Consider the following 15,020-nt stretch of genomic DNA (forward strand, 5'->3'; position numbering starts at 1 on the left):
ATAAAAAAAGCCGATTGGATAACCAATCAGCTCAAAATGTATTATCGAATGAACTTTACAAGCTCGGCTGGATCAGCCTCATACTGAGGATTAAAGTCATTCGACTTCATGTAACTGATAATGCTAGAAAGAAACTGTCTTCCTTCTGTCACCTCAGAAACTTTCTCAACATCTATCGCACTTATAAGAAGCTTACCTTTTCCAACACGACATTCAAAGAGCAGACCTAATTTATGATTCCGTTCAAAATTATCGATCGTCTGTACAATTGGGCTCCATTCTTTGCCCATACCATCCATAATAATAGATTTAGAATTCGATACGATATTCCACCAAGGATACGTGGAGAATTCATCAGATGGGAAATTTGCGAATACCGGATGATCCTTATCAATAAGTAATCCCATTGTTCCAACTGGCACCGGGCGATTCATGCTTTCAGATATGGAACGAAACATTGGGTAACACCAGAAATCAGTGCAATAATAACCATCAATTGCATTAGATAGATGCTCCGGCTTTGGCACCAATAGTACATTCTCACCTGCCTCTAGCAAGGAAAGCGCTTGACTCGTAAGTGAATCAAAATAATGAATGTCTGAAAAGTCTACATGTACTTGCCTCGGATAAATCCAAAGAGGATAGGTTTTACGGATATCCGTACCTACGATACTGAGATTCAAATTCGCCTTACACATCTTATTGACGTGTGGCAAGCTGATGTTCAAATCACATAGATCCAAATAATTGGACTGACTTGGAGCATTCACTGTTACTAACCCCTCTGATAATACTTCACTCTCAGACGCTAGCTCCCACTTTAATTCAAACACTTCAGGATGATCATTGCGGTACCAGCATAGTTCAACCTGCGCTTGAAATTGTTCTTCGGCAACACAGTTATAGCTTGAAAATCTAGCCATTAGGACAGCATCATTGCAGAAGGTACGCCATTCGTCTGGTTCGATTAATCCTTTTGAATCCATAAATGCATCTAACATGCCTACCAGCGCTGTTCCTTGTCCACTGAAATCTTGAAGATCTAAAAGTTGGAATCCAGCGAGTTTCTTCGAACGAAATGCAGCTTCAAGCTCTTCTTTATAGCAAGCTACTGCCAGCTGACCAGAGCATTCGAAGAATTTGGCAGCCAAATGCCCCATACCCCTCTCTTCTAACCGATCACGGAAAACCTCGAAATTTTTAGCCTTCAACGATCCTGTATACTTGGGAATTTCATTAAAATTAGGGAACGTCGCGTATTGTCCAATCTCATGAGAGATGACAGGTATTTCAGGAATCCATTCTTTCGTTATGTCATCAACCTTCACATCTTTTGCTTCTGTTCCATACTGAATTTGAATGGTGTTTCCTGTCTCGTTGGATTCCATGTTGCTGATATCTAGACTCATAGGGCTGATCATCTCATCATAATCCCAAAGTGTATTTGGTACTAAGGTCTGAACATTCCCAAGCGGTGCATCGCACATAGCATAGGAACCTCGAATCAGTCTTTCTTTTGAGAAACGAACCCCACAGAAAAAATCATCATGCTCCAATATTCCAGGGATAAATTGATGATTATTAGAACCTTGTGTGTACAATCTTCTATTATCAAATGACTTATAAGCCTTCAATATAGCATCTATAGTAGACCTGCTTCCCCATAACTCATTACCTAGCGACATCATGACAAAAGATGGATGATTACCAAACGCTTCTAGAATAGCGTATCCTTCTTGGATTAAATATTCCTGTTCCGCAGGATTATGTCCTTCATCTGACAGCTCGGTAATCGTTCCCCAGAATGGTAACTCTGGTTCCATGTATATGCCAAGCAAGTCCGCTGCAGTGAAAGCTGCTTCTGGAGGGCAACAAGTATGAAACCGATAATGGTTGATACCATATGACTTTGAAATGCTAAGCACTCTAATCCAGTCCTCCAGATTGGTTGGAGCAAAACCTGTGAGCGGGAAAATAAGTCCATCGTGCTTGCCACGGAGAAAGGTCTTCTCTCCATTGATTGTGAATTTATCCCCTTCCGCTTTAAATTCCCGAAGTCCGAAAGTGATCTCCTGTCGATCAAGAACCTCACCTGATATATCCTGCAATACAACATTTAATTGATAAAGATTCGGTTCTGCCTCACTCCACAGCATGGCGGATGGACCCATATCATACGTAATAGAAACCTTTGAATCGAGCATGTCATATACTTGTTCTGCTACATCATGTTTAATGGTACAGTTCAGGCTTGAGGCGGCAACAATTAATTTCCCTTTAACCTCACCCATCACATTGGCAGTAACCTGTATGGATCGTGTCGAAATATTCGGATAGATTTGAATACCACTCAGATAGGATTCACTAAAGAATTGCAATTCAATTCTCCCTGTAATCCCATTCCAATTCGTCTGTGTATCCGGAGAGGTCATATGTCCACCCTTCGTCGGATAATCGGTATTATTCACACAGATCGTAAGTGTCTGCGATCCACAAGAAAGATGTCCTGTCAGATCATAAAGATGCGGAGCATTCATACTATGACTTGATCCAATTTCCACATCATTTACCCATACTCTCGTCATTCTTGTCCGCTCTAAATAAAGAAAACAATTTTTATCTACTAGTTCCATAGGAATATCAATCTTTCTCGAAAACCAAGCGTATCCTTCAAATAGATAATCATCGGTCAATGACTCTACGAGAGCGCTTTCGTTTTTAAGACCTTTTCTAGCATGTGAAGTCGTACCAGGTAAATACATAGAATCTGTGAACGGTAAGGATAACCCTTCTTTCTTATCATCTAATTGCAGTTTCCATTCACCAGCGAGATTTATTTTTGTTAGCAAAAAAATCACTCCTTGTAATAATAATCTCTAAAACATTCTAACATTTCAACGCGGTCAAAGTACAGAACTTGACTCCAACCCATGGGCTGTTCCATATAGAAGATCCAATTTAAAAGTCACAAAACGGGTCAGGAATTGGCCCTAATGAAGACTAGCCCAACCCTCAAGCGAAATCGCTCATGGGTTAGGCTATTTTTGTCACATACATAATTTCACTTTATCTTAATACTGTGCATCATCTGTGACCCTTAATGCAAGAAATGCATCAGGAACGGTGCTGCCGCTGCGCCACCTAACATGGTTATTCCAAATATCGCCCAGTCATTTAAAATATGTGCAATGATCGAAGTCCAAATGTTCTTTGTTTTCATGTAAGCAAGCGTTAGAACCACTCGAGCGATTCCGATTCCCAGAATGGCCTGAGTAAAATTAAAATGATACGTTGGTAGATGCAATGCACCAAACATGAGTGCTGTTACGATTAGTGCAATGAGCACGGACGCCTTGCGTGACATTTTAAAGCCCATGAAACAAAGCTGCATAATCGCCAGGAATGGCAAGATCGTTATCAATTCTTCGCCGATCAATTGAAACCCTGTTTGAAACATTGTCCAGAGCTTCTCACTAATTGATAGTGTATTCCCATGACCAAGCAATGCATTATCTGCTAAAGAAACTCCAAGCGATTTAAGCAGCATTCCTACCGACATCGTTACGATGAGATTAATAATAAAGAATAAAATCCCGTATAATATATGACTCACTTTAGGCTTTTTGAAGATAATCCCTAACTTTCCTTTCGTTGCCCACACTAATCCGATTAACGGTAACAACGTGAATAGAAACGGACTGATCTTGTTCTGCACTTCGAGAGACATCAAAGGAATATCTACGAGCATTGGTAATACACCTAAAACGACACCTGCAAGGATCACTACCCATTTGCCAATAGGCATGAAATAAGGCTGTCCATTATACAATGGATAATCTACTGTTTGTTTTTCTTTACTCATGTTGCACGTCCTTCCAACGTTTATTATTATACTGGGTATCCTATCAATGGTGTATGAACTAAACATGAACTGACAATTCTATGCATAAAAAAGCCCCCAAGGAAGACACTTTAAACAAAGTGACCTTCTTGGGGGCTGTATTAAGACTAGTGACCCATCATCATCGCTGGATCTACCTCTTCACCTATATTTGCAACTTGTTGTATTCTAGGCTTGCGAAGGATAAGGGACATAGCAATACCAACACATACGATACAAGCGGTCAGGAAAAATGTATCTCCAAAACCAGCTACTAAGGCAGTCTGTGGATTTCCCGTCTTTCCAATTGTCGCCATGTGAGTATTGATATGAGATGTCAGATAAGCTGTAAGACCTGTAACTGCGAACGATACGACAACCTGTTGGGCTGCAGAAGTGAGCGGTGTCACACGGCTAACCAAATCACGTGGAGCTGAGTTTAATACATGAGTATTAAGAGGCATCATAGTTGACCCCATACCTAACCCCATCACACAAACCGCGACAATAACCATCCAAATCGGTGTATCCACGTTTACCGTTGAGAGTATAAACATCGCGGTGGCGATAACACTCAACCCACAGAACGCTAATGGACGAGCTCCAATTTTATCGAACAACCTACCGCTAATCGGCATCATAAGACCGGCACATAACGCTTGCGGCATCACGATCCAACCGGTATGAAGTGCAGTATAGCCTTTAATATTCTGTAAATACAAAGGAATCATCAGCGTAGCTCCGAACAATGCCATCTGTACGATCCAAGTAAGAATAATACCACGTGTGAAATCCGATGATTTAAACACCTTCAGTTCAAGCAAAGGATACTTCTGTCTAAGCTCCACTACAATAAACAATATTAATGCGATACCACCAATTGTTAAGCCTGTAATAGCGCCTGTTGAAGACCAATCTGTCCCCCCCTCGCTCACACCATAAGCAAGCATAGCGAACGCGATCGGCGCAAGACACATCCCAAGAATATCAAGATGTGTTGACTTCTGCGGTTCAGTCTTCGGTAAGTATTTCTTACCCAGAATGAAGGCCACAATACCAATTGGCAAATTGATGATGAAAATCCAGTGCCAACTCACATAATCGACAAGATAACCAGATATTACAGGACCAAAAGCTGGGGCCATCAACATGGGGATCCCAAGAACACCCATAATAGAGCCACGTCGTTCAGGTGGAGCTAATTTGAATACCATTGCCATCCCAATCGGTGCAACCATACCTCCGCCTAGACCTTGGATAATACGGAATATAATCAGTTGTTCAGGTGATTGGGCTAAGCCGCATAGAACAGACCCTAACGTAAACAGCACGATCGTTACAAGGAAAATACGCTTTGATCCAAATTTATCGGTCATCCAACCGGCAAGTGGTATCACTGCGGATAGTGCCAATGTGTACCCTGTTATCGCCCATTGAATCGTCTTTAGATCAGTATGGAAATACTCCACTAATTTAGGAATCGCATTGTTAACAACTGTACTGTCCAGAATAACCATAATCATACCGACAATAATCGCAAGCAAAGGTGGCAGTATAGCTTTCAGGGAGAACGTGTCGCCTTCCTGCGTAAGGGGTTTTGTTGTAGCATTTGAAGTCATTATGATACCTCATCTTTCTAAATTTTGACTGAATATTTGTGAAAATAATGCTCGAAAAACAAGTCGATACTCTCCTCAATTGAAAAAGGTATATCGAATAGCGACGATTGAATGCTATTGCTCGGCTGACATTTAGTAACAGGATTAACTTTGGTGAACGGTGACATAATGGCAGCAAACATATGCTGTGTCATTAGTAATACCGTCTTTCTATCTGTTACACCTGTCACTTCTATCATGACTGCACTTACTTTTTCGAAACCTTGTTGCTTCATAAAATGTACATATTCGGCTACCGATTCAAACAGAGGATCGTGGCCAAGGATTCGCTTGAGCAAATCAGGATAATCTTTAAGAAATGAAGCATATGTCAAAACGAATTGTCTCAGACGTTCTATTGGCGGATATTCCACAACATCAAATATGTCAAACGCCGAGCGGAATGTTTCTAGGATCATCTTCATTGCTTCATGCATAAGCTTTTCTTTCGATCCAAAATAATAATTAATTAGTGCTACATTGGTACCAGCTTCACCAGCAATCTTACGAATGGTGACACTATCGAACCCTTCGGACTTAATTAAATGCAGCGTTGCGTCCAAAATCTTCTCCTTCGTCATAGAACTCTCCTCAACTCGACATACATTTAAACAGCGTTTAAAACATTGTTTAATATACATTGAAAACTAAATACATGTCAATGGAAATTTCAGAAAGTGTTTTCATAGTTTTCAACAAAGACGAAATAATGAGCTGCAGTGCTTAATTTTGGAGAACAAAAATAACCGGTCGAGAATGATCTCGCCGGCTGTTTTTGTTTGTGATTGTGATTGTGATTGTGATTGTTGTGATTTTAAACTAAATAAAATTTTCATGGGAATTTGTAAATCTTCAAGATTAACCTTAGCCATGTAGCTATATAAGGAATTTCTCACTATAATAGGATAATTAGAACCAAAAATTCATGATTATACGGAATTCCTCCATATAAAAACCTTAATTAGCCCTATTTCCTCTCAAATCAGCAAAATTATAGTGAGATTTTCCCTATAACCCACTCTAAAGACCATAAATCATACATTTATAGGGAGGAATCCCCTATAAACGTATGATTTATCTCGATCAATACGTCAAGCTACAAATCTTTTCACCAAGTTTGTTGATGAAGTGGCATTGATCCGTACCATTCAAGACCCGAAAGAAGCGACGAAAGAACTGCTCCAATCCAGGGACGGCGTTATCATCTCCCACACCGCAAACTGAAGGTTGAGATTCGTATTGTTTAAACTTACCCTTTATTTAGCAATAACATTTCATGGAATGCCATTATCAATGGTGCAACGCCATGTCCATTGTTTTCTACGATCCGCTCACCATGTATGTAATAGTGATAACTTCCATCACGTACAATACCGGTATCAGGATTCCTTCCTAGACCTGCGCTTTTACATATCCCGGCTAATCTCACTTCGCCATCCTGTTCATAAACATATCTATCTACCGTTCCTTGAAAAGCCTTTTCTCCATGAACCGCTAAACGATTAGGAAGATATCCGAGTCTGACACCTTTTAGGATGGCATATGAAAGCATTAACGTTCCGCTCGATTCCAAATAATTGTCCTCTTTGTCTTGCATGTTCACAACTTGATACCACATTCCATCGTCATGTTGATATACCACTGTTTCCTCAATGGTTTCCCGTAATAATTCTACTAACTGTTCACGATCTACGTTCTCCCCTTCTAATAGTTCAAGTACATCTACTAGTGCCATGACATACCAACCAATAGCGCGACACCATACATGGGGGGAATGTCCCGTAACCTTGTCACACCAAAACATCTCACGGCTTTCATCATACGCATGCTTAAGCAAATGGGTTTGATCATCATAAAGAAACTTTCGGGCATTTTTGAATTGATGAATCGTATCCGAGTAATCCTTCACAACTTCAAATTGCTTAATATACTGAACATAAAATGGCTGTCCCATGTACAATCCATCTAGCCAAACCTGATTGGGATAATTATCCTTGTGCCAGAAGCTTCCCGACTTTGTCCGCGGATACACCTTTAGCTGTTCATAAAGCAGATCCAGCACTTGCTTGTAACGTAGATCCTGCTCAATTTGATATAACTGAAATAACACAGAACCCATTCGGATCTGATCAATATTATAATAATCAAGTCTGATACCAGGAATATCACCATTCACATCGTACATTCGGTCTACAAATTGCTTCACATATTGGTAATCTGCTTCATTCCCAAAATACTCGTAGCTATCAAGATATCCTTTTAGGATGCAAGCCTCGACATATGCCCATTTGACACTGTACCCATCTTTCTGTTCTTTGTATTGCTCCTTTAAGCTTTGGATCATCAAGAAGCTCAAGCGCATGACCTCCCTGCTCATATACTAAGAGAAATCCAGAACATCTACCCTTTAATACCTGAAGTAGAAATCCCCTCGACAAAATATTTCTGAAGACTGAAGAATACAATTAGACTCGGAATCAGGGCTAGTACTGACATCGCAAACAACGCTCCCCACGATGATTCACTGCTCGAGTCCATAAACAATCGCAGTCCGAGTGGTATTGTGTACAATTTCGGTGTATTAATGTAGAGTAGCTGGCTAAAGAAATCATCCCACGTCCATATAAATGTGAAAATTGCCGTAGTGATTAATGAGGGTAACGCTAATGGTATAATAATTTTCCAATAAATTCGGATTTTTCCGCAGCCATCAATTGTCGCTGATTCATCCAGCTCTCGAGGAAGTCCCCGTATGAACTGAACCATAAGAAAGATAAAAAATGCATCCGTTGCTAACCATTTAGGAATTGTTAGTGGGTAGTAGGTGTCTATCCAATTCAATTGCTTGTAAAGAATATATTGCGGGATAATCGTTACATGATGTGGAAGCATAATCGTTACAAGCATGACAGCGAACCAGAACTTTTTCCAAGAAAACTCGAGTCTGCCAAACGCATAAGCCGCCATGGAGCTAGATATTAAGTTTCCTACGACACAGAGTATGGCGACGATAAAAGAATTCTTAAAAAAAGTGATAAAGCCAACACGCGAAATGCCTGCCCAGCCTTCACGATAATTGTTCAGCGTTACTTCATTCGGCCATAAGCTTAAGTTAGTAAATATAAGATATCCTGGCTTCAAAGAACTAGAGATTAACCATAGAATAGGATATAGCATAAATAAGCCTATACCAATAATAAGAATATGCATCAGTAATTTGTTGAACTGTATTGACCTGATCATACTATTTCCCCCCGTCTCCGTAATGTACCCAGGATTTTGATGTTGAGAAAATAATGAATGTAAAGAATGCGATAATTATTAGTAAAACCCAGGCCATTGCTGAAGCATAGCCCATTTCATAGAATGAGAAGCCCTTTAAATATAAATACAACGTATAGAACAATGTGGAATCAATTGGCCCTCCTGTACCTCCACTAATAATGAAGGATTGGGTAAATGCTTGAAATGCTGAAATAAGCTGCATGATGAGGTTAAAAAAGATTACCGGTGTTAACAAAGGAATCGTAATCTTCAAAAACTGCTTCCATTTACTTGCGCCATCTACTTGCGCTGCTTCATAGAAGTCTTGGGGAATTTGCTTCAAGCCTGCGAGAAATATAATCATAGATGAGCCAAATTGCCACACTGACAACGCAACGATGGTATAGAGTGAATACTCTGGATTCGCAATCCAATCAGGCGCTTCAATACCAAAGAATAGAAGCAGAAAATGATTAACAATTCCGGTTGCACCGAAGATTTTACGCCACAGCACAGCAATGGCCACACTTCCGCCTAATAATGTAGGAAGATAATATAGTGTCCGATAAAAAGTTAGCCCACGTAACCCTTTATTCATTAAACTTGCTACGAGCAAGGCAAAGATCAGCTTTAGTGGTACCGATGTGAATACATATATAAATGTAACTTTTAATGATGTATAGAACCGCGGGTCATCCATAAACATTTTTTTGTAATTATCAAATCCGATATACGTTGGAGAAGAAATGACATCATAATTGGTTAATGAATAATAAACGGAGCTTATCATTGGTCCAACAGTCAATGCTAGCAATCCAATGAGCCAAGGCAATAAAAAAAGGTACGGAATCGCATTTTTCTTCCATAATCTCGCCATAATTACACCTCGTAAGCCATAATTTATTGGGAATAAAGGACCCGAATTTTTGGTAGCGATTCAGGTCCAATCATTTGGACTCTATTATTTGTTTACAGTGGTTAGTACCTTTTCAAATAAAACTTTTGAACCTTCTGCGATACTCTTCTTCCCAAAAGCAACAGACTGACTTATATTAAGCATTTCAGTTGTAAATTCATTACCATTTGGTGGCTCTGGGTCATTTGTAGTGGAGTTCTGTATTGCGATATCTATAAAGTCATAGATTTTCTTATCTTGAGGTGTAGCATTCTTCATTAATGCCTCACGCGCCGTAGCAGAGGCTGGTATGCCTCGTTCATTGCCTAAAATCATTGTTGCCTCTGGATCATTCACCATGAAATCAATGAACATAGCAGCTTCCTCAGGATACTTTGTTTTTGCATTCACGCTCACTACCTGACTAGGTTGCAGCCATAATCCTTTTTCTGCGCTCTGACCGCCATTTGGAGGAAGTACGATGTTTATTTCATCCTTCATTACTTTTTGATATGCATTCACTTGATTAGACCAAATAAAATGCATTGCTGTCTTCCCTTCTACAAAGCTGGAGTTATCTGGTGACTCTGTATATGCTGCTGCCATTTCAGCAGTGGTAGTCGCTCCCTCTTTACGGAACTTATCCCACATTGATAGCCAATTTACAAAATCCTGCTCTACCACAGAAACCTTGCCATCCCGATATAAGCTATGACCTGATTGACGTGCCATAAAATTAAATAGCAATGGAAATCTGGACTCATCTACCGTACCGTATATCCCTTTACCCAGCGCCTTCGTCAAATCTGCAGCATATTTGCCAAACCCATCCCAAGTCCAATCACCATTAGGCGGCTCCATCCCTGCCTTCTTTATTAGCTCCGTATTGTAAGCGACTCCAAAACTGTTCGATCCAAGACTAATGCCATAGGTTATGCCATCGACCTGTCCAGCAGCAATTGTGGTTTTATCAATATGATCAACATTAATTTTTTTACCGATGTACGGATTAAGGTCTAGCAATGTGTTGCGACTAACATATTCGGGAAAGTTATTCCCTAATTGGATCAGGTCAGGGGCATTACCACCAGCAATTTGGGTGTTAATCTTGTTCCAATACCCATCTGTTCCACCGACGTATTCACCCGTAATTTTAATGTTCGGGTATTTCTTTTCAAATAACTCAATGACTTTTAACGTATTTTCTGTACGGACCTGTGATCCCCACCATGAAAACCGTAGCTCTACTGATTCTTTGGAGCCATTTGCTGATTGATCATCGGATGATACCTTATCTGCTCCCCCAGGTGTACATGCGCTAAGTAGTGTAATAATCGTTAAGATAGTGACAAACAACATGATTCTGTTTTTAGTCATTCTTATGACCTCCTTTACAAGGTTGTAGTATCTACTCTCAAATTGTAAACGCTATCATCATTCAGCTACAACGTTAAAAATTTCGTCTGATGTTGAAAATTTTAGTTTTTGAAAAGCAGCTCTTAACGTTATCTCTCAATTAACAAAAAGGGCAAATATTGCATTTTTTGTATTCGTAGCTAATCTCCTGTGATAAGTTTATATATAGAAATCACTGATGATTGTAGGAGTGGGCTATGTTCAATAAATTTTCCTTTAGCTTTAGGAGCAAAATATTACTTATTGTTCTACTCACTGGCATCATCCCCATTTCTATCAGTGGGTATTTGTCTAATCTAAAATATAACCAGCTTTTAGAAGATCAAGCTCATGACATTACTGAGCAAGCGCTTAAACAAGGTGATGGCTATATAAGTATGTATCTCTCAGAGTTAGAATGGCTTGGAACTACTATTGCCACAAATCAACTTGTACTAGATACCCTCAATAAAAGTTACTCATCGATTTACGATAAAGTGCTTGATGCTGGGAATATTAAACAAGCATTGAGTCAATATATATATTCGCGCTGGGATATTGAGAGAATTGATCTATTTGGATTTAATGGTTTCTCTTTTACAGGAGGGTATTCTATGTATCCTATAGATGAATCTGAGCCTTGGGTTCAGGAGGTCATGAAACGTGATGGTCAACCTTACTGGTTCTTCTCAGAAAATCAGGATCAGGACTTTATTGAATATTCCCGAGTTATATCTCAGAATGGCCAGCCTTTAGGGATTATAAGAATTATGTTGCCTAGTTACCGTTTAGATACAATTATCAAAAAATACCAACCTAATAATACAGGTTTCTTATTTCTAATAGATAAGAACCATCACTCCTTAATTGATAGTAATGAGGCTGTTAGTGAGATAATTGATCGCCTTGACTATTCGCACAATACAAAATACCAGTATGTCAGCCTACATGGAATGGAAATGTTAGTCACAATACACCAGCTAGAGAGCGTAGATTGGATTTTTGTTTCTGTAATCCCACGAGAGGATATCCTTAAGGGGACAGGACAAATTCGCGAGTATTTTCTGAACACTGCAATTGTAATTCTCCTAATAACTTTGACATTAGTATTTTGGATCATTCGTTATTTCACAAAGCCTATTAAAGAAGTTATTGGCTTAATGCATGATGTAGAGAATAGTAATTTCACCTCACGAATGACGATTAGAACAAATGATGATATCGGAATGCTCGCAAAAAGCTATAACAGGATGGTACAAAGAGTAAGGGAACTGATTGAAAAGGTATATGAACAGCAACGCTTAAAAAATGAAGCACAATGGAGCGCATTACAGGCTCAAATCAATCCTCATTTTCTTTATAACACACTAGATTCCATAAATTGGATGGCAAGAATGAATAATATCCCCGACATCAGTAAAATGATAACTGCTTTGTCCATGTTATTTAAATTATCTCTTTCCAAAACAGATAAATATATTCTAATTGAGGAAGAGTTAATGTATATAAAATATTACGCTCAAATCCAAGAAATCCGATTTTCGGATCGAATCCATATCTATGTGGATGTACCAGATTCAATTCTTAAATACAAAATCCCTAGGTTTATATTACAACCTCTAGTAGAAAATGCTGTAATTCATGGGCTAGAACCCAAGGAGGATCCAGGAGAGATTCATATAAAGGGTGGGGAATATGAGGACAAAGTTTTTTTCATTATTCAAGATAATGGTGTAGGAATTCCTGAAGAAAGGTTAAAGGAACTATTATTACCTAAACCAAACGACAGTGATCATTCCCAACATCTCGGCCTAAATAACGTTGATGAGAGGATTAAGTTGTTATATGGACAGGAATGGGGATTGAAAATTGATAGCATTGAGAATATGGGAACTATTGTAGAAGTATGGCTGCTCAAAGATTTTCTCAAAGGAGGCACTTCACAATGATCTATCATATGTTAATTGTTGATGATGAACCCATCGTACGAAATGGTCTACTTTCATTTAAATGGGAAAAGCTTGGGTTTGAGGCAGTTCACGCTTGTAACAATGGACGTGAGGCACTTCAATGGTTGAATGCAAACCCTGTAGAGTTGGTAATGACCGATATTAAAATGCCAGGAATTGATGGTATAGCGCTCAGTGAGAGAATAAAAGAGTTATATCCAGATATAATAGTAATTCTATTAACTGGATATAATGAATTTTCATATGCTCAACAAGCTATCAAACACGGAGTCTTTGACTTTTTATTGAAACCTACAACTGATGAGGATTTTGAACTCGTATTCACTAAAGCGTATAAGTATTTAATGGAAAAAGAAGAACAGAAACGAATTCAGGAAACTATGATGTACCACTTTCTTTTGAGAAATCAAACCATAGATATTCACATTCAAAATAATATGTTAAAAACTGATATTGTTCTACCAGATACGTTTCGGCTTCTACTCATTTACATTCATAAAGAAGTAATCAATGATGAACTTTCTATGATCATGGATTCACATAAATTTGTACAAATTAGTAAAAGAGAATGGGTAACATTTGTAACAGATGAAGAAACTAATGCTCTATTAGAAATGTTTGAGAATCACGATATTATGTTAGGAATCTCATCCATCAAGAAGGATCCAAATGAAATATCTACTGCATATATAGAGGTAAACAGTGCACTTAATGAGAAGTTCTTAGTACCTAACAAACGAATATTTCAATATTCAGAGCAAACAAACGAAGATAACGAAATGCTACTAGTTATAGGCTTATTAAAAAAAATTATAAACTTAAATAGTCACACTCAAGGATTGAAAATTAAAAATTTAAATGAGTTTATCGTTGATATCTTAAAAGAAATGAAAACCAAGCTTATTTCTACACCTTACATAAAACAATTACTAACATCATTTATTTCTATTCTAGAAGGCGAATTGATAATGTTCCCATTTTTCCCTGCAGATGAATGGAGCATGAAAAAGAAGAGTTTCTTACAAACGTTAAAAAAGGCTGAAAACATGGAGATTATTGAGGATTTTATGCTCAACGAAATATGTTACTTTTTAGATAAAATATGTAATATGAAAACGCAGACTAAAGAGCTGATCAAACTTAATCATGTGTTAGAGCATATTCATATGCATTATGACAAGATGCTTTCTCTTGATGTTATTGCAGAAGCTTTTAACATGCATCCCAATTCATTTTCCAAATGGTTTAAAGAAACAAAAGGAGTTAATTTTATTGATTATCTAACTAGATTTCGTATAGATAAATCTCGAGAATTATTAGAACATAGTGATCTCAAATTAAGCCAAATTGCAGAAACAGTTGGTTTTATGGATCCCCGCTATTTTGGCCAAGTATTTAAAAGAATAATGAACTTGACTCCAAGTGAATACAGAACACTTTTCTTAAAAGTATGAATAACTTGCAACTAAGCGTTGGAATATGCCCGGAAGATTTAAGAAAAACCTCACCTACGGCTCGGTCCTTTAAAAATCCGTGAGTAAATCTTTACGATTCAGCTGGTGTGGGGGGGACGGATATGGATTCCAATCGCTGCTCTACTTCTTGTTTCTTTTATTATATTTTATCGGTTGAAACAAGAAGTTCAAAGGCGACCGCTTCGCTTTTCCATTCCATATCCGTCCCTTTCTATTCTACTTGGGAGCTTTCTTCTACTTTTTTCAATGCCAAGTACATCTGTACAAGCCTAATCAGGGGGTGATTTAGGGAGAATTACGGTGTGCCTCGTTCATCTTACCGACGGCACATTGTGTTCTATTTTTCGCATACATTTGGCTCGTTTACGTTACCAGCGATACATTGTGTTCAATTTTACGCATACATTTATCCGTAAGCTCGACTACAACATGTATTTTCGAGGATATAAGGTCCACTCGGTCCGTACATCCATAATTCCGAAC

Annotated in this window: 10 protein-coding genes; 2 read left to right on the forward strand and 8 right to left on the reverse strand. The window is 38.5% G+C overall.

Features of this window, described 5'->3' with window-relative positions; translation table 11 throughout:
• Positions 1-41: 41 nt before the first annotated feature.
• The 8 genes from NSS67_RS25010 to NSS67_RS25045 form a co-directional block, all read right to left on the reverse strand.
• A complete protein-coding gene (locus NSS67_RS25010; RefSeq protein ID WP_339316384.1) occupies positions 42-2,849 on the reverse strand; it encodes a glycoside hydrolase family 2 TIM barrel-domain containing protein in 2,808 nt (935 codons plus the stop codon).
• A gap of 248 nt (positions 2,850-3,097) precedes the next feature.
• The gene (locus NSS67_RS25015) at positions 3,098-3,862 is read right to left on the reverse strand and encodes a type II CAAX endopeptidase family protein (protein WP_339316385.1); all 765 of its coding nucleotides are present in this window, start codon (positions 3,860-3,862) and stop codon (positions 3,098-3,100) included.
• A 146-nt stretch (positions 3,863-4,008) separates the two neighbouring features.
• Complete coding sequence (locus NSS67_RS25020; RefSeq protein WP_339316386.1) at positions 4,009-5,499, reverse strand: DHA2 family efflux MFS transporter permease subunit; 1,491 nt, start codon at positions 5,497-5,499, stop codon at positions 4,009-4,011.
• 17 nt (positions 5,500-5,516) lie between these two features.
• Positions 5,517-6,119 carry a TetR/AcrR family transcriptional regulator gene (locus NSS67_RS25025; RefSeq protein WP_339316387.1) on the reverse strand — a complete coding sequence of 201 codons (603 nt, stop codon included), beginning with the start codon at positions 6,117-6,119 and terminating at the stop codon, positions 5,517-5,519.
• 668 nt (positions 6,120-6,787) lie between these two features.
• On the reverse strand, positions 6,788-7,894 hold the full coding sequence (locus NSS67_RS25030; RefSeq protein ID WP_339316388.1) for a glycoside hydrolase family 88 protein: 1,107 nt from the start codon (positions 7,892-7,894) through the stop codon (positions 6,788-6,790).
• A 44-nt stretch (positions 7,895-7,938) separates the two neighbouring features.
• Positions 7,939-8,781 (reverse strand): carbohydrate ABC transporter permease, encoded by an 843-nt coding sequence (locus NSS67_RS25035; RefSeq protein WP_339316390.1) that lies wholly within the window; start codon positions 8,779-8,781, stop codon positions 7,939-7,941.
• A gap of 1 nt (position 8,782) precedes the next feature.
• On the reverse strand, positions 8,783-9,679 hold the full coding sequence (locus tag NSS67_RS25040; RefSeq protein WP_339316391.1) for a sugar ABC transporter permease: 897 nt from the start codon (positions 9,677-9,679) through the stop codon (positions 8,783-8,785).
• Positions 9,680-9,763: 84 nt separating this feature from the next.
• Positions 9,764-11,074, reverse strand: a complete 1,311-nt coding sequence (locus NSS67_RS25045) for a sugar ABC transporter substrate-binding protein (protein ID WP_339316392.1) — start codon at positions 11,072-11,074, stop codon at positions 9,764-9,766.
• Positions 11,075-11,310: 236 nt separating this feature from the next.
• On the opposite strand from NSS67_RS25045, the gene NSS67_RS25050 reads away from it, so the two are divergent.
• Both NSS67_RS25050 and NSS67_RS25055 read left to right on the forward strand, forming a co-directional pair.
• Entirely contained in the window at positions 11,311-13,041 is a 1,731-nt protein-coding gene (locus tag NSS67_RS25050; RefSeq protein WP_339316393.1) for a sensor histidine kinase, read from the forward strand.
• Positions 13,038-14,516, forward strand: coding sequence for a response regulator (locus NSS67_RS25055; protein WP_339316394.1), 1,479 nt, complete (start codon positions 13,038-13,040; stop codon positions 14,514-14,516). Before NSS67_RS25050 ends, NSS67_RS25055 begins: the two co-directional genes overlap by 4 nt.
• The last annotated feature ends 504 nt before the right edge of the window (positions 14,517-15,020 follow it).

The sequence above is a fragment of the Paenibacillus sp. FSL R10-2734 genome, from assembly GCF_037963865.1.
Lineage (GTDB): Bacteria > Bacillota > Bacilli > Paenibacillales > Paenibacillaceae > Paenibacillus_AQ.